This is a genomic window from Pseudomonas sp. GW456-12-1-14-TSB6 (assembly GCF_059424205.1).
Map to the genome: position 1 here is coordinate 203237 of NZ_JBWKZE010000007.1, position 21410 is coordinate 224646.

Annotated in this window: 18 protein-coding genes and 1 pseudogene; 16 read left to right on the top strand and 3 right to left on the bottom strand. The window is 60.3% G+C overall.

From position 1 onward, the window contains the following. Nucleotides 1-67: 67 nt before the first annotated feature. Both argE and argA read left to right on the top strand, forming a co-directional pair. Nucleotides 68-1216, top strand: a complete 1149-nt coding sequence (gene argE / locus AC07Y2_RS09130) for an acetylornithine deacetylase (protein WP_085667367.1) — start codon at nt 68-70, stop codon at nt 1214-1216. Between the two features lie 135 nt (nt 1217-1351). After that, a complete protein-coding gene (argA, locus tag AC07Y2_RS09135) occupies nt 1352-2650 on the top strand; it encodes an amino-acid N-acetyltransferase (RefSeq protein WP_007951778.1) in 1299 nt (432 codons plus the stop codon). Nucleotides 2651-2732: 82 nt separating this feature from the next. On the opposite strand, the gene tauA is transcribed toward argA, so the two are convergent. Then, nucleotides 2733-3722, bottom strand: coding sequence for a taurine ABC transporter substrate-binding protein (gene tauA / locus AC07Y2_RS09140; protein ID WP_103385902.1), 990 nt, complete (start codon nt 3720-3722; stop codon nt 2733-2735). A gap of 365 nt (nt 3723-4087) precedes the next feature. Here tauA and AC07Y2_RS09145 point away from each other — a divergent pair, with 365 nt between their 5' ends. The 8 genes from AC07Y2_RS09145 (at nt 4088) to AC07Y2_RS09180 (ending at nt 11509) form a co-directional block, all read left to right on the top strand. Next, nucleotides 4088-5488 carry an OprD family porin gene (locus AC07Y2_RS09145; protein ID WP_103385903.1) on the top strand — a complete coding sequence of 467 codons (1401 nt, stop codon included), beginning with the start codon at nt 4088-4090 and terminating at the stop codon, nt 5486-5488. Nucleotides 5489-5782: 294 nt separating this feature from the next. Next, entirely contained in the window at nt 5783-6421 is a 639-nt protein-coding gene (locus AC07Y2_RS09150) for a peroxiredoxin (protein WP_011336455.1), read from the top strand. A gap of 333 nt (nt 6422-6754) precedes the next feature. Then, complete coding sequence (gene ssuE, locus AC07Y2_RS09155) at nt 6755-7348, top strand: NADPH-dependent FMN reductase (protein ID WP_011336454.1); 594 nt, start codon at nt 6755-6757, stop codon at nt 7346-7348. Nucleotides 7349-7437: 89 nt separating this feature from the next. Next, nucleotides 7438-8418, top strand: a complete 981-nt coding sequence (locus tag AC07Y2_RS09160; RefSeq protein ID WP_007953529.1) for a sulfonate ABC transporter substrate-binding protein — start codon at nt 7438-7440, stop codon at nt 8416-8418. A gap of 25 nt (nt 8419-8443) precedes the next feature. Next, entirely contained in the window at nt 8444-9592 is a 1149-nt protein-coding gene (gene ssuD / locus AC07Y2_RS09165; protein WP_011336452.1) for an FMNH2-dependent alkanesulfonate monooxygenase, read from the top strand. Nucleotides 9593-9601: 9 nt separating this feature from the next. Continuing rightward, a complete protein-coding gene (ssuC, locus tag AC07Y2_RS09170) occupies nt 9602-10384 on the top strand; it encodes an aliphatic sulfonate ABC transporter permease SsuC (protein ID WP_011336451.1) in 783 nt (260 codons plus the stop codon). Further along, nucleotides 10381-11187: an aliphatic sulfonates ABC transporter ATP-binding protein gene (ssuB, locus tag AC07Y2_RS09175; RefSeq protein WP_039765381.1), complete on the top strand. Its 807-nt coding sequence runs from the start codon at nt 10381-10383 to the stop codon at nt 11185-11187. Before ssuC ends, ssuB begins: the two co-directional genes overlap by 4 nt. A gap of 106 nt (nt 11188-11293) precedes the next feature. Beyond that, a complete protein-coding gene (locus AC07Y2_RS09180) occupies nt 11294-11509 on the top strand; it encodes a TOBE domain-containing protein (RefSeq protein WP_007953520.1) in 216 nt (71 codons plus the stop codon). A 188-nt stretch (nt 11510-11697) separates the two neighbouring features. Here AC07Y2_RS09180 and AC07Y2_RS09185 read toward each other — a convergent pair whose 3' ends face one another. Beyond that, nucleotides 11698-12330, bottom strand: coding sequence for a TetR/AcrR family transcriptional regulator (locus AC07Y2_RS09185; RefSeq protein ID WP_039765384.1), 633 nt, complete (start codon nt 12328-12330; stop codon nt 11698-11700). A gap of 227 nt (nt 12331-12557) precedes the next feature. Beyond that, on the bottom strand, nt 12558-13934 hold the full coding sequence (locus tag AC07Y2_RS09190; RefSeq protein ID WP_039765386.1) for a glutamine synthetase family protein: 1377 nt from the start codon (nt 13932-13934) through the stop codon (nt 12558-12560). A 729-nt stretch (nt 13935-14663) separates the two neighbouring features. On the opposite strand from AC07Y2_RS09190, the gene AC07Y2_RS09195 reads away from it, so the two are divergent. From AC07Y2_RS09195 to AC07Y2_RS09220, 6 genes and pseudogenes are all read left to right on the top strand, one after another. Continuing rightward, nucleotides 14664-16022 carry a glutamine synthetase family protein gene (locus tag AC07Y2_RS09195; RefSeq protein WP_007953514.1) on the top strand — a complete coding sequence of 453 codons (1359 nt, stop codon included), beginning with the start codon at nt 14664-14666 and terminating at the stop codon, nt 16020-16022. Between the two features lie 56 nt (nt 16023-16078). Continuing rightward, nucleotides 16079-17443, top strand: a complete 1365-nt coding sequence (locus AC07Y2_RS09200) for an aspartate aminotransferase family protein (protein WP_039765388.1) — start codon at nt 16079-16081, stop codon at nt 17441-17443. A 172-nt stretch (nt 17444-17615) separates the two neighbouring features. Next, entirely contained in the window at nt 17616-18728 is a 1113-nt protein-coding gene (locus AC07Y2_RS09205; RefSeq protein WP_011336446.1) for a polyamine ABC transporter substrate-binding protein, read from the top strand. A 187-nt stretch (nt 18729-18915) separates the two neighbouring features. Continuing rightward, the gene (locus AC07Y2_RS09210; RefSeq protein ID WP_039765389.1) at nt 18916-20013 is read left to right on the top strand and encodes a polyamine ABC transporter substrate-binding protein; all 1098 of its coding nucleotides are present in this window, start codon (nt 18916-18918) and stop codon (nt 20011-20013) included. Between the two features lie 73 nt (nt 20014-20086). After that, nucleotides 20087-21229, top strand: a complete 1143-nt coding sequence (locus tag AC07Y2_RS09215) for an ABC transporter ATP-binding protein (protein ID WP_007953506.1) — start codon at nt 20087-20089, stop codon at nt 21227-21229. Next, a pseudogene (locus tag AC07Y2_RS09220) lies at nt 21226-21410 on the top strand (putrescine ABC transporter permease PotH); the annotation flags it as partial. The gene AC07Y2_RS09215 and the pseudogene AC07Y2_RS09220, both read left to right, overlap by 4 nt.

Below are 21410 nucleotides of genomic sequence, written 5' to 3' on the forward strand. Positions count from 1 at the left end.
TGCGGCGGTTTATTCTCGGCGCCGGATGGTTCTATGATGAACCTCAATTCGGGAGTTGGAGTCAGCGATGCCTTTGCCGTCCATGCAAGACCAGTTCGCTGCACTGATCGCCGCGCCGTCGGTCAGTTGCACCCAGCCGGGCCTCGACCAGTCCAACCGGGCGGTGATCGATCTGCTCGCGGGCTGGCTCGGCGACCTGGGTTTCAGCTGCGACATCCAGCAGGTCAACCCCGGCAAATTCAATCTGCTCGCCAGTTTCGGCAGCGGCCCCGGCGGGCTGGTGCTGGCCGGACACAGCGACACGGTGCCGTACGACGATGCGCTGTGGAAAACCGACCCGCTGAAACTCACCGAAGTCGACGGCCGCTGGGTCGGCCTCGGCAGTTGCGACATGAAGGGCTTCTTCGCCCTGATCATCGAAGCCGTGCAACCGCTGCTCGATCAATCGTTCAAGCAGCCGCTGCTGATCCTCGCTACCTGCGATGAAGAAAGCTCGATGTCCGGTGCCCGGGCGCTGGCCGAAGCGGGGCGACCGCTGGGCCGGGCGGCAGTGATCGGCGAGCCGACCGGGCTCAAGCCGATCCGCATGCACAAGGGCATCATGATGGAGCGCATCGATATCCTCGGGCAGAGCGGCCATTCGTCGGATCCGCGCCTGGGGCACAGTGCACTCGAAGCGATGCACGATGCCATCGGCGAACTGCGCGGCCTGCGCCTGCTGTGGCAGCGCGAATTCAACAACCCGCAGTTCAGCGTGCCGCAACCCACCATGAACTTCGGCTGTATCCACGGGGGCGACAACCCGAACCGCATCTGCGGCCAGTGTTCGCTGGAATTCGATCTGCGGCCGTTGCCGGGGATGGACCCGAACGTCTTGCGCAGCGAGATCCTGCGCAAACTCAACCCGGTCGCCGAGCGGCATAAAGTGAAGATCGATTACGCGCCGCTGTTTCCCGAAGTGCCGCCGTTCGAGCAGGCCGAAGACGCGGAACTGGTGCGAATTGCCGAAAAACTCACCGGCCACAAGGCCGAAGCGGTAGCGTTCGGCACCGAAGCGCCTTATCTTCAGCGCCTTGGCTGCGAAACCATCGTACTCGGCCCCGGCGACATCGGCTGTGCGCACCAACCGGGCGAGTACCTCGAAATGTCACGTTTGCAGCCTACCGTGCATCTATTGCGGCAGTTGATCGAACATTACTGTCTCAAAGCTGTATAAATTGCCCAAACACCCACCCGTATTCATGAGGAGAGCGCGCGTGTCGCCAAGCCTGTTCCGACGATAACCATCAGCCCGCTGTGCGTTTTCCGTTCTGCCCTTTTTCCGGCTGCTATTTATTACAGGCCCAGGTTCATGCCCGAATACGTCAATTGGCTTCGCCACGCGTCTCCTTATATCAATGCTCACCGCGATTGCACCTTCGTTGTCATGCTTCCGGGCGACGGCGTGGAGCATCCGAATTTCGGCAACATCGTCCATGACATCGTATTGCTGCACAGCCTCGGCGTGCGGCTGGTGCTGGTTCACGGTTCCCGTCCACAGATCGAAACTCGCCTCGCCGCACGCGGGCTGACCCCGCATTACCACCACGGCATGCGCATCACCGATGCCGCGACGCTGGAGTGCGTGATCGACGCGGTCGGCCAGTTGCGTATCGCCATCGAAGCGCGGCTGTCGATGGACATGGCCTCCTCGCCGATGCAGGGCTCGCGCCTGCGGGTGGCCAGCGGCAACCTCGTGACGGCGCGGCCGATCGGCGTGCTGGAAGGTGTCGACTATCACCACACCGGCGAAGTGCGCCGGGTCGACCGCAAAGGCATCAACCGCCTGCTCGACGAGCGCTCCATCGTGTTGCTGTCGCCGCTGGGTTATTCGCCGACCGGTGAAATCTTCAACCTGGCCTGCGAAGACGTGGCGACCCGCGCTGCCATCGATCTGGGCGCAGACAAGCTGCTGCTGTTCGGTGCCGACCTCGGTCTGATCGACGAAAACGGCAAACTGGTGCGCGAGCTACGTCCGCAGCAAGTGCCGGCGCATTTGCAGCGTCTGGGCAGCAACTATCAGGCGGAACTGCTGGATGCCGCCGCCGAAGCCTGTCGTGGCGGCGTGGCGCGCAGCCATATCGTCAGTTATGCCGAGGACGGCGCGCTGCTGACCGAACTGTTCACCCGTGACGGTGGCGGTACGCTGGTGGCCCAGGAGCAATTCGAACTGGTACGCGAGGCGGCGATTGAAGACGTCGGCGGCTTGCTCGATCTGATCAGCCCGCTGGAAGAGCAGGGGATTCTGGTGCGTCGCTCGCGCGAAGTGCTGGAGCGCGAGATCGAGCAGTTCAGCGTGGTCGAGCGTGAAGGGATGATCATCGCCTGTGCGGCGCTGTATCAGATTGCCGATTCGGATGCCGGCGAGCTGGCGTGCCTGGCGGTGAATCCTGAGTATCGCCATGGCGGTCGCGGCGACGAACTGCTCGAGCGCATCGAGACCCGTGCCCGGGCGCAAGGCCTGAAAACCCTGTTCGTTCTCACCACCCGCACCGCCCACTGGTTCCGCGAGCGTGGCTTCGAACCAAGCAGCGTCGAACGTCTGCCGGCGGCTCGGGCTTCTCTTTATAACTATCAGCGCAATTCGAAGATCTTCGAAAAGTCTCTGTGATGTGACGCCCTCATCGCGAGCAGGCTCGCTCCCACAAAGGTTCACCGAGCCTGTGGGGGAGCGAGCCTGCTCGCGATAGCGTTTATTCGGCTACAAACTTCGCACTGACATACGGCGAGTAGTCAGGCAGAACGCTTTCGACCTTGCCCTGTTCCTTCAAAAACTTCGCCGTCTCAGCAATCGCTTTCGCCGTACCGCCGTCCAGCAGCGCCGTGGTCTGTTGCGCCTTGGCGTCCGGGAACGCCGAGCCCGCGAGCAATTCCGGAACGTCGGCAGGATTGGCACCGGTCAGTTTGGCGATTTTCTGTACAGGCACCGAGTCGGCCGTCCAGCTGTCTTTATGGGCCGCGTAATCAGCGAACGAGTCCAGGGTCACCTTGGCGAACCTGGCCACGACTTCAGGATGCTTCTCGGCAAAGTCCTTGCGCGCTACCCAGACTTCGAAGGTCGGCGCGCCCCATTGGCCGACCTGCGCGGCATCGGTCAGGGTCTTGCCGGTTTTGCGGATTTCACCCAGCGCCGGCGACCAGACAAAGGCGCCGTCGATGTCGCCACGTTTCCAGGCGGCCGCGATTTCTGCGGGTTGCAGGTTCACCACTTTGACTTTCGAAGTGTCCAGGCCCCAGTGCTTGAGCGCGCCGAGCAGGCTGTAGTGGGAGGTGGAAACGAACGGGGTGGCGATGGTCTTGCCGATCAGGTCTTCGGGCTTGTTGATACCGCTGCCGTTGCGCACCACCAGCGCTTCGGCGGCATTGATCTGCGCCGAGACGATAAAGGCCACGATCGGCAGATTGCGCGAAGCGGCGGCCGCCAGCGGGCTCGAGCCGAGGTTGCCGATCTGCACATCGCCGGAGGCGATGGCTGTCACAACTTCCGGGCCGCTGTTGAACCGGCGCCAGTCGATTTTCTCGCCGATGGCCTTCTCGTACACGCCGTCGGCCTGGGGGACTTTGCTTGGGTCGATACCGGTCTGGTAGCCCACGGTGAGGTTGGCGGCATGGGCTGAAAAAGAAATCAGCGCCGACACACAAACTGTAACAAATTGACTAGATAGTGCGCGTTTGGCCATCATGGCGTCGCCTTTTTGATAGGGATTGACGAATCGGGGTTGAGTCAAAGCTAATCGATCTAAAAAAAGGCTAACAAATACCATTTAGTAATGAGCGTAGTCGCCGATACGCTGTATCCCGGTGCAGATGGCAATTGGCTGGCCATATAGCCGAATGGTATGAAAAAGAATGAATAAATTCTTTTTGGGTTTATCAGGAAGTCTTTACCCTGCAGGGACCAAATCACTGCGATTAGACCTTGGTCGTAGACATACAAGGTTACGATTGACTTGTCAGTCACGGTCTGGCGCTAATCGCGCATCTTAGGATCCAGGGGCATCAGACCCCGGACCAGGAACACAAGAATTAGAAACGAGAGGAGCGAAACATGAACAAGTCCACCTTGGCCCTGGCCGTGGCCGTAGGGGTTTTGGCGCAGCAGGCAGGCGCCGCCGGTTTCATCGAAGACAGCAAGGCCACTCTGGGTCTGCGTAACTTCTACATCAACACTGACAACCGCGATGGCGACGTCAACGCTCCTGCCAACAAGCGTGCAGGCGTTCAAAGCAAGCAGGAAGAATGGGGCCAAGGCTTCGATCTGCGCTTCATCTCCGGTTACACCCAAGGCACTGTAGGCTTCGGTATCGACGCCATCGGCCTGCTGGGCGTGCGTCTGGACTCGGGTGGTGGTACTAACGGCGCTTCCCCGGCGACAGCGACCAACTACGGCTCCTACGGCGGCACTGTTTTTCCGAGCAAATCCAATGGCGAAGCGGTTGATAACTTCTCCAGCCTGGGTCTGACTGCCAAGGCCAAGATCTCCCAGACCGAACTGAAGCTGGGTACTCTGCAGCCTAAAAACCCGGTTATCGTTACAAACGATGGTCGTCTGCTGCCGCAAACTTTCCAGGGTGGTCAGATCACTTCGGGCGACATCAAGGACTTGACCCTTGTTGGCGGTCAGATCGAGCACGTCAAGGGTCGTAACTCCAGCAACAACGAAGAACTGTCGATCGCTGGCGCCAACGGTCGTACTGCGAGTGGCCGCGACAGCAACAAGTTCATCTATGCTGGTGGTGACTACAAAATCACCAAAGACCTGACTGCCCAGTACTACTACGGCAATCTGGACCAGTTCTACAAGCAACATTTCCTGGGCCTGGTGCACAACTGGGCAATCGGCCCTGGCGTGTTGAAGTCTGATTTCCGTTACTTCAACAGCCGTGACGACGGTAAAAATGGCACCGATGCCAACTACTACACCTCCGGTGACTACGGTACTGGCATCACCAAAGGTAAGGTCGACAACAACCTGTACAGCGGTCTGTTCCTGTACACCGTTGCTGGTCATACCTTCGGTGGCGGTTATCAGGTCAGCAACGGTAACAGCGACTTCCCGTGGCTGAACCAAGGTGACGGTTCTTCGAACTACACCATCACTGACATGCAAATCCAGAAGTTCGGTCGTGCTGGCGAGCGTACCTGGCAGGCTCGCTACTCGTATGACTTCGCCAAAGTCGGCCTGCCTGGCCTGACCGCCGGTGTGGTTTACCTGCGTGGCGACAATATCGACACCACCGGCCGTGTCGGTTTCAACCAGGTCAGTGTCAACGCTACTGGCCGCTCCGAGTGGGAACGCGACCTGACCGTTGGTTACGTCGTTCCAGAAGGTCCGCTGAAGAATCTGGGCTTGATGTGGAAAAACGCTACCTGGCGCAACGACATCCCAGGTCAGCGCGACCAGGACGAAAACCGCCTGATCGTCAGCTACTCGATCCCGCTGCTGTAATAGCGCGGTCCTGCACTGATGTAAAAAAGCCCCGTCCGGCATCGCGCCGGACGGGGCTTTTGCGTTTTCGGGTCCGGCTCACCCCCGTAAGCCTTTCCCGATGTTCCCCTCTTTACAGCAACTCAAGGCCTTCTCGAACCTTGAGCGCGATGTTCGTCGCGATGCTGCGGGGCGTCCAGTGAACAGATGTTTAATATTCAATAAAGATATAGATATCTAGTTATTTATTCTTTTTCAGAAGAACGAATCACGAGCTACAGTTGAGGTCTCCAACCACTCATCAGGAGCCGCACCATGAGCCTCAGACTTGGCGATATCGCCCCCGATTTCGAACAGGATTCCAGCGCCGGCAAGATTCGTTTCCACGAATGGCTGGGCGATAGCTGGGGCGTGCTGTTTTCCCACCCGGCAGACTTCACCCCGGTGTGCACCACCGAGCTGGGCTTCACCGCCAAACTCAAGGACGAGTTCACCAAACGCGGCGTGAAGGCCATTGCACTGTCGGTCGACCCGGTGGATTCGCACCACAAGTGGATCGAGGACATCAACGAAACCCAGAACACCATCGTCAACTTCCCGATCCTGGCCGATGCCGATCGCAAGGTGTCCGATCTGTACGATCTGATCCACCCGAACGCCAACGACACCCTGACCGTGCGTTCGCTGTTCGTGATCGATCCGAACAAGAAGATCCGCCTGACCATCACCTACCCGGCGAGCACCGGGCGCAACTTCCACGAGATCCTGCGGGTGATCGATTCGCTGCAGCTCACCGACAACTACAAGGTAGCCACCCCGGCCAACTGGCAGGACGGTGAAGAAGTGGTGATCGTGCCGTCGCTCAAGGACGAAGACGAAATCAAGCAACGCTTTCCGAAAGGCTACCGCGCGGTGAAACCGTACCTGCGCCTCACCCCACAGCCGAACAAATAACCTACCTCGGATCGTTCCCACGCTCTGCGTGGGAATGAATATATGGACGCTCCGCGTCCACTGTGACGCAGAGCGTCACGGGCGGCATTCCCACGCGGACGGTTCGACGCCTCGACGTGGGAACGATCAGTCACTAGGAACCACGATGCAGGGTTTCAGGCCGCTTTGACGGCCTGTTTTTTTGCCCGCAGGAAAGGGAAATGCATATCTCCATAAAGAATAACCAAATGAATAAATATGATTTATGGATATATGAATCAGCTGGTAAGGTCACTCACATCGAAGCGAGATCGCAACCCGCGAATCGCCTGTAACGCGCAAGGAATTTTCTGAATGCTGGTCGTCTCACTCGGTGGCAGTCCCAGTCAACGTTCCCGCTCAGGGGTGTTGCTGGAACGCTCGCAACGCTGGTTGCAGCAGCAAGGGGTGGAAGTGGTGAGTTATCAGGTGCGGGACTTCCCGGCCGAAGACCTGCTTCACGCCCGCTTCGACAGCCCGAAGGTGCTCGACTTGCTGCAACAGATTGAAAACGCCGATGGCCTGCTGATCGCTACGCCGGTGTACAAGGCGTCGTTTTCCGGTGCCCTGAAGACCGTACTGGATCTGCTGCCCGAGCGTGCGCTGAACCACAAGATTGTTCTGCCGATGGCTACCGGCGGCAGCATCGCTCACATGCTGGTGGTCGATTACGCCCTCAAACCGGTGCTGTCGGCGTTGAAGGCCCAGGAAATGCTGCAAGGGATTTTTGCCGAGGACAGCCAGATCGCCTACGGCGAAGGCAGTGCCCAGGCCCAGTTGGCTCCGGCTCTGGAGCAGCGGTTGCATGAAGCGCTGGACCAGTTTGTCAGCGCCATGGCCCGCCGGCCGAAGCCGCTGGAGCCGGGGCTGCTGAACGAACGTTTGTTGAGTGCTCGCTGGAGCATTTGAGCCACACCGAAACTTGAAGTACTCACCTTACTCAGCCGCCAACGGCCAAGCAGGTGCAGCCAAAACCCAACAGCAAAAAGGAGAGCGCTATGCGCACTGTATTTTTGCGTCGTGGTCTGGTCGCTCTGTTTGCTGCGGCTGTGTCCTTCGGCGCCATCACTCAAGCTCAAGCCGAGACGCTACGAATCGGTTATCAGAAATACGGCACGCTGGTGCTGCTCAAAGCCAAGGGCACCCTGGAAAAACGTCTCGCCGCCCAAGGCGTCGACGTGCAATGGACTGAATTTCCCGGCGGCCCGCAACTGCTGGAAGGCCTGAACGTCGGCTCGATCGACTTCGGCGTCACTGGCGAAACCCCGCCGGTCTTTGCCCAGGCGGCCGGTGCCGATCTGCTCTACGTCGCCTACGAGCCACCAGCGCCGAACAGCGAAGCGATCCTCGTGCCGAAAGATTCGCCGATCAAATCGGTGGCGGATCTCAAGGGCAAGAAAGTCGCGCTGAACAAAGGCTCCAACGTCCACTACCTGCTGGTGCGTGCGCTGGAAGATGCCGGCCTCAAGTACACCGACATTCAAACCGTATTCCTGCCGCCGGCGGATGCCCGCGCCGCGTTCGAGCGTGGCAGCGTCGACGCCTGGGTCATCTGGGACCCGTACCAGGCCGCCGCCGAAAAACAGCTGCAAGCGCACACCCTGCGTGACGGCAAAGGCATCGTCGACAACCACCAGTTCTACCTGGCGACCAAACCCTACGCACAGAAAAATCCCGAGGTGATCAAGACCCTCGTGGAAGAAGTGCGCGCCGTCGGCGAGTGGTCCAAGGCCAATCCGGAAGACGTGACCCAACAGGTGTCGCCGCTGCTCGGCCTGCCGGCAGACATCACCCTGACCTCGGTGAAGCGCCAGGGCTACGGCGCGCTGTTCCTGACCCCGGAAGTGGTCGCCGCGCAACAGAAAATCGCTGACACCTTCTACCAGCTCAAGCTGATTCCCAAGCCGTTGAGCATCAAGGACGTGATCTGGACCCCGCCGGCCGCAGTGGCCCAAAGCTCGGTCACCCAAGCCCAGTAAATCGAATCCCCAAGGAGACCACTCCATGAGCCTCAACATCTTCTGGTTCCTGCCTACCCACGGCGACGGCCATTACCTTGGCACCGCCGAAGGTGCCCGCGCCGTCGATCACGGCTATCTGCAACAGGTCGCGCAAGCGGCGGATCGCCTGGGTTTCGGCGGCGTGCTGATTCCCACCGGCCGTTCCTGCGAAGACTCGTGGCTGGTGGCGGCCTCGCTGATCCCGGTGACCCAGCGTCTGAAGTTCCTTGTCGCCCTGCGCCCCGGGATCATTTCCCCGACGGTGGCAGCGCGTCAGGCAGCAACGCTGGATCGGTTGTCCGGCGGTCGTGCGCTGTTCAACCTGGTGACCGGTGGCGATCCGGAAGAGTTGGCCGGCGACGGTCTGTTCCTCGATCACGAAGCGCGCTATCAGGCCTCGGTGGAATTCACCCGGATCTGGCGTCGGGTGCTGGAAGGCGAAACCGTGGATTACGACGGCGAGCACATCAGCGTGAAGGGCGCCAAATTGCTCTATCCGCCGATCCAGCAACCGCGTCCGCCGCTGTATTTCGGTGGCTCGTCGGAAGCCGCGCAGGATCTGGCCGCCGAACAAGTGGAAATGGTTCTGACCTGGGGCGAGCCGCCCGCCGCCGTTGCCGAGAAAATCGAGCAGGTTCGCGCCAAGGCCGCCAAGCTCGGCCGCACCGTGCGCTTCGGCATTCGTCTGCATGTGATCGTGCGGGAAACCAACGCCGAGGCCTGGCAAGCGGCAGATCGCCTGATCTCGCACCTGGACGACGACACCATCAAACGTGCCCAGGCTTCGCTGGCGCGGTTCGATTCGGTCGGCCAGCAGCGCATGGCCGCACTGCACGGTGGCAGCCGTGACAACCTCGAAGTCAGCCCGAACCTGTGGGCCGGCGTCGGTCTGGTGCGCGGCGGTGCCGGTACGGCGCTGGTTGGCGACGGTCCGACCGTGGCTGCACGGGTGAAGGAATACGCGGATCTGGGCATCGATACTTTCATCTTCTCCGGTTATCCACACCTTGAAGAATCGTATCGGGTGGCCGAACTGCTGTTCCCGCACCTCGACGTCGAGCGCCCGGAATTGCCGAAAAGCGCCGGTTACGTCAGCCCGTTCGGGGAGATGGTGGCCAACGACATTCTTCCCAAAGCCGCGTCCCAGAGCTGAGGCGCCGCCATGAAGAAATTTATCCACAGCCTCGCGCCCTGGGCGTTGCCGGTGTTGTTGCTGGCGGTGTGGCAGTTGTCGGTGTCGGCCGGTTGGCTGTCGACGCGGATTCTGCCGGCGCCGGTGGCGGTGATCGAAGCCGGCGTGAGCCTGGTGCGCAGCGGCGAAATCTGGACGCACCTGGCAATCAGCGGCTGGCGCGCCGCGCTGGGCTTCACCATCGGTGGCAGCATCGGCCTGGTGCTGGGGTTCATCACCGGCCTGTCGAAGTGGGGTGAACGCCTGCTCGACAGCTCGGTGCAGATGATCCGCAACGTGCCGCACCTGGCGCTGATTCCGCTGGTGATCCTGTGGTTCGGCATCGATGAGTCGGCGAAGATTTTCCTGGTGGCATTGGGCACCTTGTTCCCGATCTACCTCAACACCTATCACGGCATCCGCAACGTCGATCCGGCGCTGGTGGAAATGGCACGCAGTTATGGCCTGTCCGGTTTCAGCCTGTTCTGGCAGGTGATTCTGCCGGGCGCGCTGCCTTCGATTCTGGTCGGCGTGCGCTTCGCCCTGGGCTTCATGTGGTTGACGCTGATCGTGGCGGAAACCATCTCCGCCAGCTCCGGCATCGGTTACCTGGCGATGAATGCCCGCGAGTTCCTGCAGACCGACGTGGTGGTGCTGGCGATTCTGCTGTACGCGGTGCTCGGCAAACTGGCCGACCTCGCGGCCCGTGGACTTGAACGTGTGTGGCTGCGCTGGCATCCGGCGTATCAAGTGGCGAAAGGAGGTGCGGCATGACCGCTCAACAACCTCCACGCCTGCTGCGCGGGATTCCGCTGGCGGTGCGCAACCTGCAAAAGACTTTCGGCTCGCGGCAGGTACTGCGTGACATCGATCTGCACATTCCGGCAGGGCAGTTTGTCGCCGTGGTCGGGCGCAGCGGATGCGGCAAGAGCACATTTCTGCGCTTGCTCGCCGGCCTCGATCAACCCACTGGCGGCGATTTGCTCGCCGGTGCCGCACCGCTCAGCGATGCGCGGGATGACACCCGGTTGATGTTCCAGGAAGCGCGGCTGCTGCCGTGGAAAAAGATCATCGACAACGTCGGTCTCGGCCTCAAGGGCGACTGGCGCCCGCAAGCCTTGCAGGCGCTGGATGCAGTCGGCCTCGCCGATCGCGCCAATGAATGGCCGGCGGCACTGTCCGGTGGGCAGAAGCAGCGCGTGGCGCTGGCCCGAGCCTTGATCCATCAGCCGCGTCTGCTGTTGCTCGACGAGCCGCTGGGCGCACTGGATGCGCTGACCCGGATCGAGATGCAGCAACTGATCGAACGTCTCTGGCAACAGCATGGTTTCACCGTGTTGCTGGTGACCCACGACGTCAGCGAAGCGGTGGCGATTGCCGACCGGGTGATTCTGATCGAGGACGGCGAAGTCGGCCTCGACCTGCAAGTGGAGCTGCCGCGCCCTCGGGTGCGTGGCTCCCATCGCCTGGCCGCGCTGGAAACCGAAGTGCTCAACCGAGTGTTGTCCCTGCCCGGCGAGCCGCCGGCGCCGGAACCCGTTTCACCCTTGCCTACGCAACTGCGTTGGGCGCAATGAAGCAGCTGCGAGCAGCAAGCTACAAGCTGCAAGTAGAAGCTCAGTGCTTTTGCTTGCAGCTTGAAGCTCGCAACTTGCGGCTTATTTCGACCTCAGGAGAAATATCATGACTATCAAAGCCATCAACGTACGCAACCAGTTCAAAGGCGCGATCAAGGAGATCGTTCTCGGCGACGTGCTGTCGGAAATCGACGTGCAGACCGCTTCCGGCATCGTCACGTCGGTGATCACCACCCGTTCGGTCAAGGAGCTGGAACTGGAGGTCGGCAGCGAAGTGATCGCCTTCGTGAAGTCCACCGAGGTGTCCATCGCCAAGTTGTAAGCCTGTGAGTAAAAAACAACCCCGAAGGGTGTGAGCCCTTCGGGGTTTTTTGTTGATCGCTGATGTTGATCGTTCCCACGTCGAGGCGTCGAACCGTCCGCGTGGGAATGCCTCTGGGGACGCTCCGCGTCCAGTGACGCGGAGCGTCACGGGCTGCATTCCCACGCAGAGCGTGGGAACGATCATCGCTAGAGAATCCGTTTGGGCAGATAGGGCGGCAGATACAGCCCGATATAGGCATCAAACACCCGCATGCCTTCCTCGGCCATGCGCGGGGTGATCTGCCCGTGCTGCTGCACCGAACGGGCGTAGACGCGGTCGCCCAGCTCCATGGCCAGCGCGAACACATCGACATCATCCGGCAGGCGCGGCAGTTCGAAGTGATGGTCGAACAGCTTGTGCATCAGGTCGCCCAGTTCGAGGTCGTGCTGGCGGTCGGCCTGGGTGACTTCGGTGAGGCCGTGCTGCGCGAGGATCAGCTGGCGGGCGGCGGCATCCTCGCCATAGATCTCCAGCATCCGCTCTTCGACCAGCCGCGACAAGTCGCGCCAGTCGCGCAGGGCATCGTGATCGATTGGCGCCTGCAGGCACGCGCGGAAGGCTGCGTGCACATCCGCCGTCAGCGCTTCGAGCAGCGCCGGGACGCTGGCGAAGAAGTGGTAGACCGAGGAGGGCGGAATCTGCGCGCGCTCGGCCACGCTGTAGATCGACAGGCTCGCCACGCCCTCGGCGGCCAGCAGCGTGCGCGCGGCGTCGAGTATCGAATCGATCCGCGCCTGACTGCGGGCACGGGGTTTGCGGACGGGGGCGGGACGCGTCATGAAAGTCTCCTGCGGGGCAGCGGGCATTGTACGAGCCGGCTCTTGTGTTGTCTTGTCGGCCGCCATCGCTGGCGAGCCAGCTCCCACAGGTATCTGTGTCGAACACAAGATTTGAGTACACAACAGAACCCTGTGGGAGCTGGCTTGCCAGCGATCCGCCGCAGGCGGCCATAAAAAAACGCTGCGGGCTGATGAAGCCGGCAGCGCTTTTTATTCCTGCAATCCGCTTAAACGGTATGCAGGTACCAGTTGTACTCGAGGTCGGAGATGGAGTGTTCGAACTCCTCCAGCTCGCTCTCTTTACAGGCGACGAAGATATCGATGTATTTCGGATCGATGTACTTGGCCATCACCTCGCTGTCGTCCAGCTCGCGCAGGGCATCGCGCAAGTTGTTCGGCAGGCTCTGCTCGTTCTGCTCGTAGCTGTTGCCTTCGGTGGGAGGCGGCGGCTCGATCTTGTTGGTCAGGCCGTGATGCACGCCCGCCAGCACCGAAGCCATCAGCAGGTACGGGTTGGCGTCGGCGCCGGCCACGCGGTGTTCCAGACGGACCGCATCGGCGGAGCCGGTCGGTACGCGCAGGGCCACGGTGCGGTTGTCCAGGCCCCAGCTCGGCGAGTTCGGCACGTAGAACTGTGCGCCGAAACGACGGTAGGAGTTGACGTTCGGGCAGAGGAAAGCCATCTGCGCGGGCAGGGTCTCGAGCACACCGCCGATCGCGTGACGCAGCGCGGCGTTCTGCTCGGGATCCTCGCTGGCAAAAATGTTTTTGCCTTCTTTGTCGAGAACCGAAATGTGGACGTGCAGACCGTTGCCTGCCTGGCCCGGGTACGGCTTGGCCATGAAAGTGGTGTCCATTTCATGGTCGTAGGCGATGTTCTTGATCAGACGCTTGAGCAGGACCGCGTAGTCGCATGCCTTGATCGGGTCGGCGACGTGGTGCAGGTTCACTTCGAACTGCGCCGGGGCACTTTCCTTGACGATGGCGTCGGCCGGAATGCCTTGCTCTTTCGCGCCTTCCAGAATGTCCTGGAGGCAGTCGACGTATTCGTCGAGGTCGTCGATCAGGTAAACCTGGGTCGAATGCGGGCGTTTGCCGGAGATCGGCGAGCGTGGCGGCTGAGGGCGGCCGTTCACGTTTTCCTGGTCGATCAGGTAGAACTCGAGTTCGAACGCGGCGCAGATGGTCAGGCCGAGCTCGTCAAACTTTGCAACAACTTGACGGAGCACTTCGCGCGGGTCGGCGAAGAAAGGGTCACCTTCCAGTTCGTGCATGGTCATCAGCAGTTGCGCGGTCGGGCGCTTCTGCCATGGCTCGTTGCACAGGGTATCGGGGATTGGATAGCAGATACGGTCGGCGTCGCCGATGTCCAGGCCCAGACCGGTGCTTTCCACCGTGGAGCCATTGATATCCAGAGCAAATAGAGAGGCCGGCAGGTTGATGCCTTTCTCGTAAACCTTGTGGAGGCTGGTGCGTTCGATGCGCTTGCCGCGCACCACACCATTCATATCCGCAATCAGAAGGTCAACGTACAGAACCTCAGGATGTTCCTTAAGGAACGCGTTCGCTTCGTTAAGCTGAACGGCACGCGGGGGTACCGACATGATGCAACACCTTTGTTGTTAAAAATATCAATCATTGATCTTTTCTGGTTTCAGTCAACCCGAACGGCCTGCCGAAGTCAAGCGAGGCCTTTTGTGCCCTGAAAAAGCGCCGCGAGGGCGTTTATGGGGCACTTTGGGGCATTTTTTTATCCGTGAAGGACGCGCCACCCGCAGGCTTGAGCAGACCGTGTTGTATTTTTTACGGGGGTGTTGTGTAAAAAAATGAACAAGGCTAAGCTCCGATCAAACCCATAACAGCAATAATACCGGGGTGCTTCATGTCTCGCCTGCCGTTAATCGGCGTCACCGACTGCTCTTTGCAGTCCGGTCTGCATGCTTACCACATCAGTGGCGACACGTCCGTCCGCAGCGCGGCCAGCAAGGCCTGCAACGTGTCAGCGATCTCCAGATCCATGGCAGATCGAGCGGCAGCGTCCGATATTCTGGACGTGTGCGAAGGCATCCTCTTTAGCGGTTCTCCTTTCAATATAGATCTCTTTCCCTCTCCCGGCCCGCACCGCGCCCGTCGTCGTGCCCGTGATTCTGCACGCCCGGGATGTGCACAGGAAATGCAACGCCAGCGTAAAGGGCAGGTAAGCTCCTCCTTCATTGTCTATGCGCGGTGCCGGGCGTAAGCCGGCACTGCGCGCAAGCAAGGCCCTTTAACGCGACGCCTGGTGCGTCAAACATTGCCTGACATCTGTCAGGAGACTCAGCCCAGAGGCATTTATGAGTAACAACCTCGACCAGCTCACCGATTGGTTGAAAGACCACAAGATCACAGAAGTCGAATGCATGATCGGCGACTTGACCGGTATCACCCGGGGCAAGATCTCGCCGACCAACAAGTTCATCGCCGAAAAAGGCATGCGCCTGCCAGAGAGCGTTCTGTTGCAGACCGTGACCGGCGACTACGTCGAAGACGACATCTATTACGAACTGCTCGACCCGGCCGACATCGACATGATCTGCCGTCCCGACCAGAACGCCGTGTACCTGGTGCCATGGGCCATCGAGCCGACCGCCCAGGTGATCCACGACACCTACGACAAGCAAGGCAACCCGATCGAGCTGTCGCCGCGCAACGTCCTCAAGAAAGTCCTGAAACTCTATGCCGACAAGGGCTGGCAGCCGATCGTGGCGCCGGAAATGGAGTTCTACCTGACCAAACGCAGTGACGACCCCGACTATCCGCTGCAACCGCCAGTCGGCCGTTCCGGGCGTCCGGAGATCGGTCGTCAGTCGTTCTCCATCGAAGCGGCGAACGAATTCGATCCGCTGTTCGAAGACGTCTACGACTGGTGCGAATTGCAGGAGCTGGACCTCGACACGCTGATCCACGAGGACGGCACGGCCCAGATGGAAATCAACTTCCGTCACGGCGATGCCCTGTCGCTGGCCGACCAGATCCTGGTGTTCAAACGCACCATGCGTGAGGCCGCGCTCAAGCACAACGTGGCCGCGACCTTCATGGCCAAGCCGATGACCGGTGAGCCGGGCAGTGCGATGCACCTGCACCAGAGCATCATCGACATCGAGACCGGCAAGAACGTGTTCTCGAATGAAGACGGGACCATGAGCCAGCTGTTCCTGCACCACATCGGTGGCCTGCAGAAACTGATCCCTGAGCTGTTGCCGCTGTTCGCCCCGAACGTCAACTCGTTCCGCCGCTTCCTGCCGGACACCTCGGCGCCGGTGAACGTGGAGTGGGGCGAAGAAAACCGCACCGTGGGCCTGCGCGTCCCGGATGCCGGCCCGCAGAACCGTCGGGTGGAAAACCGCCTGCCGGGCGCCGACGCCAACCCGTACCTGGCGATTGCCGCGAGCCTGCTCTGCGGCTACATCGGCATGGTCGAAGGCATCAACCCGAGCGCGCCAGTCGTGGGCCGTGGTTACGAGCGCCGCAACCTGCGCCTGCCGCTGACCATCGAAGACGCCCTGGAACGCATGGAAAACAGCGCGACCATCGAGAAGTACCTGGGCAAGACCTTCATCACCGGCTACGTCGCGGTCAAGCGGGCCGAGCATGAAAACTTCAAGCGCGTGATCAGTTCCTGGGAGCGTGAGTACCTGCTCTTCGCCGTCTGATACGCCGGGCGCGGTGGTCAGCCGCCGCGCCTTCACCGATAACAAGGAGAATTGGCATGACCAGCAACAACCCGCAAACCCGTGAGTGGCAAGCCCTCAGCAGCGATCACCACCTGGCCCCGTTCAGCGACTTCAAGCAGCTGAAAGAAAAGGGTCCACGGATCATCACCAACGCCAAGGGCGTGTACCTGTGGGACAGCGAGGGCAACAAGATCCTCGATGGCATGGCGGGTCTGTGGTGTGTGGCGATCGGTTATGGACGCGATGAGCTGGCGGATGCTGCCGCCAAACAGATGCGCGAACTGCCTTACTACAACCTGTTCTTCCAGACCGCGCACCCGCCGGCGCTGGAACTGGCCAAGGCCATCGCCGACGTGGCGCCAGAAGGCATGAACCACGTGTTCTTCACCGGCTCCGGTTCCGAAGGCAACGACACCATGCTGCGTATGGTTCGCCACTACTGGGCGATCAAGGGCCAGCCGAACAAGAAAGTCATCATCAGCCGCAAGAACGGCTACCACGGTTCCACCGTGGCCGGCGCAAGCCTGGGCGGCATGACCTACATGCACGAACAGGGCGACCTGCCGATTCCGGGCATCGTCCACATCGCCCAGCCGTACTGGTTCGCCGAAGGCGGCGACATGACCCCGGAAGAGTTCGGGATCTGGGCAGCCAATCAGCTGGAAGAAAAGATTCTGGAAGTCGGCGTGGACAACGTCGGTGCCTTTATTGCCGAGCCGATCCAGGGCGCCGGCGGTGTGATCATTCCGCCAGACACCTACTGGCCGCGCATCAAGGAGATCCTCGCCAAGTACGACATTCTGTTCGTGGCTGACGAAGTGATCTGCGGTTTCGGCCGTACCGGTGAATGGTTCGGCAGCGATTTCTACGACCTCAAGCCACACATGATGACGATCGCCAAAGGCCTGACGTCCGGCTACATCCCGATGGGTGGTCTGATCGTGCGTGACGAAGTGGTGGCGGTGCTCAACGAGGGCGGCGACTTCAACCACGGCTTCACCTACTCCGGTCACCCGGTGGCGGCGGCGGTGGGTCTGGAAAACATCCGGATTCTGCGCGAAGAGAAAATCATCGAACGCGCCCATGAAGAAACGGCACCGTATTTGCAGAAACGTCTGCGCGAACTGAACGATCACCCGTTGGTGGGTGAAGTGCGCGGAGTCGGTCTGCTGGGGGCCATCGAGCTGGTGCAGGACAAGGCCACTCGCAAGCGTTACGAAGGCAAGGGTGTGGGCATGATCTGCCGCCAGTTCTGCTTCGACAACGGGCTGATCATGCGTGCCGTGGGCGACACCATGATCATCGCGCCGCCGCTGGTGATCAGCAAGGCGGAGATCGACGAGCTGGTGACAAAGGCACGCAAGTGCCTGGACCTGACCCTGAGTGCGTTGCAGGGCTAAGTGCTAGGCTCTGAGCGATGGAGCTGTTGCGCTGTCGCTCGGAGCTGTCAGAAGGGCTGGTCTTTTCTTGAAAGACTGCCTCGGATCTTGCCAGACTAGCCGCGGTTCCAGTTGTCCGGGTTCGGCCGCTGAACAAAGTGGTTCAAAAAAGAAAAATTTGGAGCATTAACGCATGAAGGCATTAGGCAAAAAGCTCGCTGGCAAGACTCTGCTCGCCATGTCCCTGATGGGCGTGATGGCGGGTGCGGTCCAGGCGGACGACAAGGTGTTGCACGTTTACAACTGGTCCGACTACATCGCGCCGGACACGGTTGCCAATTTCGAAAAAGAGACGGGCATCAAGGTCGTCTATGACGTTTTCGACAGCAACGAAACCCTGGAAGCCAAGCTGCTGGCCGGCAAGTCCGGTTACGACATCGTGGTGCCTTCCAACAACTTCCTGGCCAAGCAGATCAAGGCCGGCGTTTATCAGGAACTGGACAAGTCCAAGCTGACGAACTGGAAGAACCTCGACGAAGACTTGCTCAAGGCCGTTGGCGACGCCAGCGACCCGGGCAACAAGCACGCGTTCCCGTACATGTGGGGTTCGATCGGCATCGGCTACAACCCGGCCAAGGTCAAGGCTGCACTGGGCATCGACAAGATCGATTCCTGGGACATCGTGTTCAAGCCTGAAAACATCGAGAAGCTGAAAAGCTGCGGCGTGAGCTTCCTCGACGCGCCGACCGAAATGATTCCGGCGGCTCTGCACTATCTGGGCAAACCGACCAACAGCAAGGACAAGGCTGACCTGAAAGCCGCCGAAGACCTGTTCCTCAAGATTCGTCCTTCGGTGGCTTATTTCCACTCCTCGAAGTACATCTCGGACCTGGCCAACGGCAACATCTGCGTAGCGGTCGGCTATTCGGGTGACCTGGAGCAATCCAAGACCCGCGCCAAGGAAGCCGGTGACAAGGTCAAACTGGCCTACACCATTCCGAAAGAAGGTGCCGGTACTTTCTACGACATGGTCGCCATTCCCAAGGATGCCGAAAACGTCGAAGCCGCCTACAAGTTCATGAACTACCTGCTCGAGCCGAAAGTGATGGCTGAAATCACCAACGCCGTGCGTTTCCCGAACGGCAACAAGGCGGCCACCGCCCTGGTGGACAAGGAAATCACCAGCGATCCGAGCATCTACCCTTCGGCTGAAGTGAAGAAGCAGCTCTATGCGATCAGCGATCTGGACGCGGCCACCCTGCGCCTGATCACTCGCAGCTGGACCAAGATCAAATCCGGTAAATAAGCCGGTTTGAAGCGGCCACCGTTGGCCGTCGCCTTCAACCGGGCGGTCAGCGGTGCAATTAAATGACGGAAAGTTTTGCTGGAACGGTTTTTCGAAGGTAAGTTGCGCGCCGGTTTTGTTGCCGGGCAACCGTGACTGTCATGCAGCACGGGGCAACTTGGGCCCAACTAAATCAGAGGACCTCCACTTGCCTGTTTTTTCTTCTTTGCGCAATGCCCTGCTGGCCGCTGCCGGCCTGACGTTCGCTGTCGGTGCCCACGCCGCCGGTACTGTGCATATTTATAACTGGTCGGATTACATCGGCGAGACCACCCTGGCCGATTTCCAGAAAGAAACCGGGATCAAACCGGTCTACGACGTGTTCGACTCCAACGAAACCCTGGAAGGCAAACTGCTCGCCGGGCGTACCGGTTACGACGTGGTCGTGCCGTCGAACCACTTCCTCGGCAAGCAGATCAAGGCGGGCGCTTTCCAGAAGCTCGACAAGGCGCAGCTGCCGAACTATTCCAACCTTGATCCGGTGCTGCTCAAGCGTCTGGAGCAGAACGATCCGGGCAACCTGTACGCCGTGCCGTACCTGTGGGGCACCAACGGCATCGGCTACAACGTCGACAAAGTGAAAGCCGTGCTCGGCGTCGACAAGATCGACTCCTGGAGCGTGCTGTTCGAGCCGGAGAACATCAAGAAGCTGCAGAGCTGCGGCGTGGCGTTCCTCGATTCGGCCGATGAAATGATGCCGACCGTGCTCAACTACATGGGCCTGAACGCCAACAGCACCAATCCCAAGGATTACGAGAAGGCCACGGCCAAGTTGCTGGCGGTGCGTCCTTACGTGACCTACTTCCATTCTTCGAAATACATCGGTGATCTGGCCAACGGCGACATCTGCGTGGCCATCGGTTTCTCCGGCGACATCTTCCAGGCCAAGAATCGCGCCGAAGAAGCCAAGAAGGGCGTGAACATCGCCTACTCGATCCCGAAAGAGGGCGGCGCGCTGTGGTTCGACATGCTGGCGATTCCGAAGGATTCGGCCAACGTCAAGGAAGCCCACGCCTTCATCAACTATTTGCTGAAACCTGAGGTGATCGCTCAGGTCAGTGATTACGTCGGTTACGCCAACCCCAACCCGGGTTCGGACAAGCTGATGGAGCAGTCCATCCGCACCGATGAGTCGGTTTATCCACCGCAGGCGGTGCTCGACAAGACCTACGTGTCGATCGAGCTGCCACCGAACATTCAGCGTTTGATGACCCGCAGCTGGACCAAGGTCAAGTCGGGTAAATAGCGTCAACGTACCAACTATCCTGGGTTCGTCTTGCGTGGGCGGACTGCACTCTTTTTTTCTGGGAGTTTCGTAAATGGCAGTTGCCTCCGGCGCCTATAAGAAAGCCCTCGAGGGCGACCAGACACCGAAACAGGTGCTGGTCAAAATCGACCGGGTCACCAAGAAGTTCGACGAGACGGTTGCCGTGGACGATGTGTCCCTGGAAATCAAGAAGGGCGAAATCTTTGCCCTGCTCGGCGGTTCGGGATCGGGCAAATCCACTCTGCTGCGGATGCTGGCAGGGTTCGAACGGCCCACGGAGGGGCGCATTTTCCTCGACGGCGTCGACATCACCGACATGCCGCCGTACGAGCGACCGATCAACATGATGTTCCAGTCCTACGCGCTGTTCCCGCACATGACCGTGGCGCAGAACATCGCCTTCGGCCTGCAACAGGACAAGATTCCCAAGGCCGAGATCGACGCCCGCGTGGCCGAGATGCTCAAGCTGGTGCAGATGAGCCAGTACGCCAAGCGCAAGCCGCACCAGTTGTCCGGCGGCCAGCGTCAGCGTGTGGCACTCGCGCGTTCGCTGGCCAAGCGGCCGAAACTGCTGCTGCTCGACGAGCCGATGGGCGCACTGGACAAAAAATTGCGTTCGCAGATGCAGCTGGAGCTGGTGGAGATCATCGAGCGCGTCGGCGTGACCTGCGTGATGGTGACCCACGACCAGGAAGAGGCCATGACCATGGCCGAGCGCATCGCGATCATGCACCTGGGCTGGATCGCCCAGATCGGCAGCCCGATCGACATCTACGAAACGCCGACCAGCCGCTTGGTCTGCGAATTCATCGGTAACGTGAACATCTTCGAAGGCGAAGTGATCGACGACGCCGAAGGCCACGCGACCATCACCTGCAAGGATCTCGACCGGCAGATCTACGTCGGCCACGGCATCAGCACCTCGGTGCAGGACAAGTCCGTGACCTACGCGATCCGTCCGGAAAAACTGCTGGTCACCGCCGATCAGCCGACCTGCGAGTACAACTGGTCGAGCGGCAAGGTGCATGACATCGCCTACCTCGGCGGTCACTCGGTGTTCTACGTCGAATTGCCGAGCGGCAAGCTGGTGCAGTCGTTCGTGGCCAACGCCGAACGCCGTGGCGCACGTCCGACCTGGGGCGATCAGGTCTACGTGTGGTGGGAAGACGACAGCGGCGTGGTACTTCGCTCATGAACATGCGCAAATTCAAACGCCGGCTCAATCGAATAATTCCCGGTGGCCGCCAACTGGTCATCGGGGTCCCGTTCATCTGGCTGTTCCTGTTCTTCATGCTGCCGTTCTTCATCGTCCTGAAGATCAGCTTCGCCGAAGCGGACGTGGCCATTCCGCCGTACACCGAGATCTACACCTACGC

What these genes read in the sequence shown, in the direction of transcription:
- argE (WP_085667367.1), top strand. Translation starts at nt 68, where the DNA reads ATGCCTTTGCCGTCCATGCAAGACCAGTTCGCTGCACTGATCGCCGCG.
- argA (WP_007951778.1), top strand. Translation starts at nt 1,352, where the DNA reads ATGCCCGAATACGTCAATTGGCTTCGCCACGCGTCTCCTTATATCAAT.
- tauA (WP_103385902.1), bottom strand. Translation starts at nt 3,722, where the DNA reads ATGATGGCCAAACGCGCACTATCTAGTCAATTTGTTACAGTTTGTGTG.
- AC07Y2_RS09145 (WP_103385903.1), top strand. Translation starts at nt 4,088, where the DNA reads ATGAACAAGTCCACCTTGGCCCTGGCCGTGGCCGTAGGGGTTTTGGCG.
- AC07Y2_RS09150 (WP_011336455.1), top strand. Translation starts at nt 5,783, where the DNA reads ATGAGCCTCAGACTTGGCGATATCGCCCCCGATTTCGAACAGGATTCC.
- ssuE (WP_011336454.1), top strand. Translation starts at nt 6,755, where the DNA reads ATGCTGGTCGTCTCACTCGGTGGCAGTCCCAGTCAACGTTCCCGCTCA.
- AC07Y2_RS09160 (WP_007953529.1), top strand. Translation starts at nt 7,438, where the DNA reads ATGCGCACTGTATTTTTGCGTCGTGGTCTGGTCGCTCTGTTTGCTGCG.
- ssuD (WP_011336452.1), top strand. Translation starts at nt 8,444, where the DNA reads ATGAGCCTCAACATCTTCTGGTTCCTGCCTACCCACGGCGACGGCCAT.
- ssuC (WP_011336451.1), top strand. Translation starts at nt 9,602, where the DNA reads ATGAAGAAATTTATCCACAGCCTCGCGCCCTGGGCGTTGCCGGTGTTG.
- ssuB (WP_039765381.1), top strand. Translation starts at nt 10,381, where the DNA reads ATGACCGCTCAACAACCTCCACGCCTGCTGCGCGGGATTCCGCTGGCG.
- AC07Y2_RS09180 (WP_007953520.1), top strand. Translation starts at nt 11,294, where the DNA reads ATGACTATCAAAGCCATCAACGTACGCAACCAGTTCAAAGGCGCGATC.
- AC07Y2_RS09185 (WP_039765384.1), bottom strand. Translation starts at nt 12,330, where the DNA reads ATGACGCGTCCCGCCCCCGTCCGCAAACCCCGTGCCCGCAGTCAGGCG.
- AC07Y2_RS09190 (WP_039765386.1), bottom strand. Translation starts at nt 13,934, where the DNA reads ATGTCGGTACCCCCGCGTGCCGTTCAGCTTAACGAAGCGAACGCGTTC.
- AC07Y2_RS09195 (WP_007953514.1), top strand. Translation starts at nt 14,664, where the DNA reads ATGAGTAACAACCTCGACCAGCTCACCGATTGGTTGAAAGACCACAAG.
- AC07Y2_RS09200 (WP_039765388.1), top strand. Translation starts at nt 16,079, where the DNA reads ATGACCAGCAACAACCCGCAAACCCGTGAGTGGCAAGCCCTCAGCAGC.
- AC07Y2_RS09205 (WP_011336446.1), top strand. Translation starts at nt 17,616, where the DNA reads ATGAAGGCATTAGGCAAAAAGCTCGCTGGCAAGACTCTGCTCGCCATG.
- AC07Y2_RS09215 (WP_007953506.1), top strand. Translation starts at nt 20,087, where the DNA reads ATGGCAGTTGCCTCCGGCGCCTATAAGAAAGCCCTCGAGGGCGACCAG.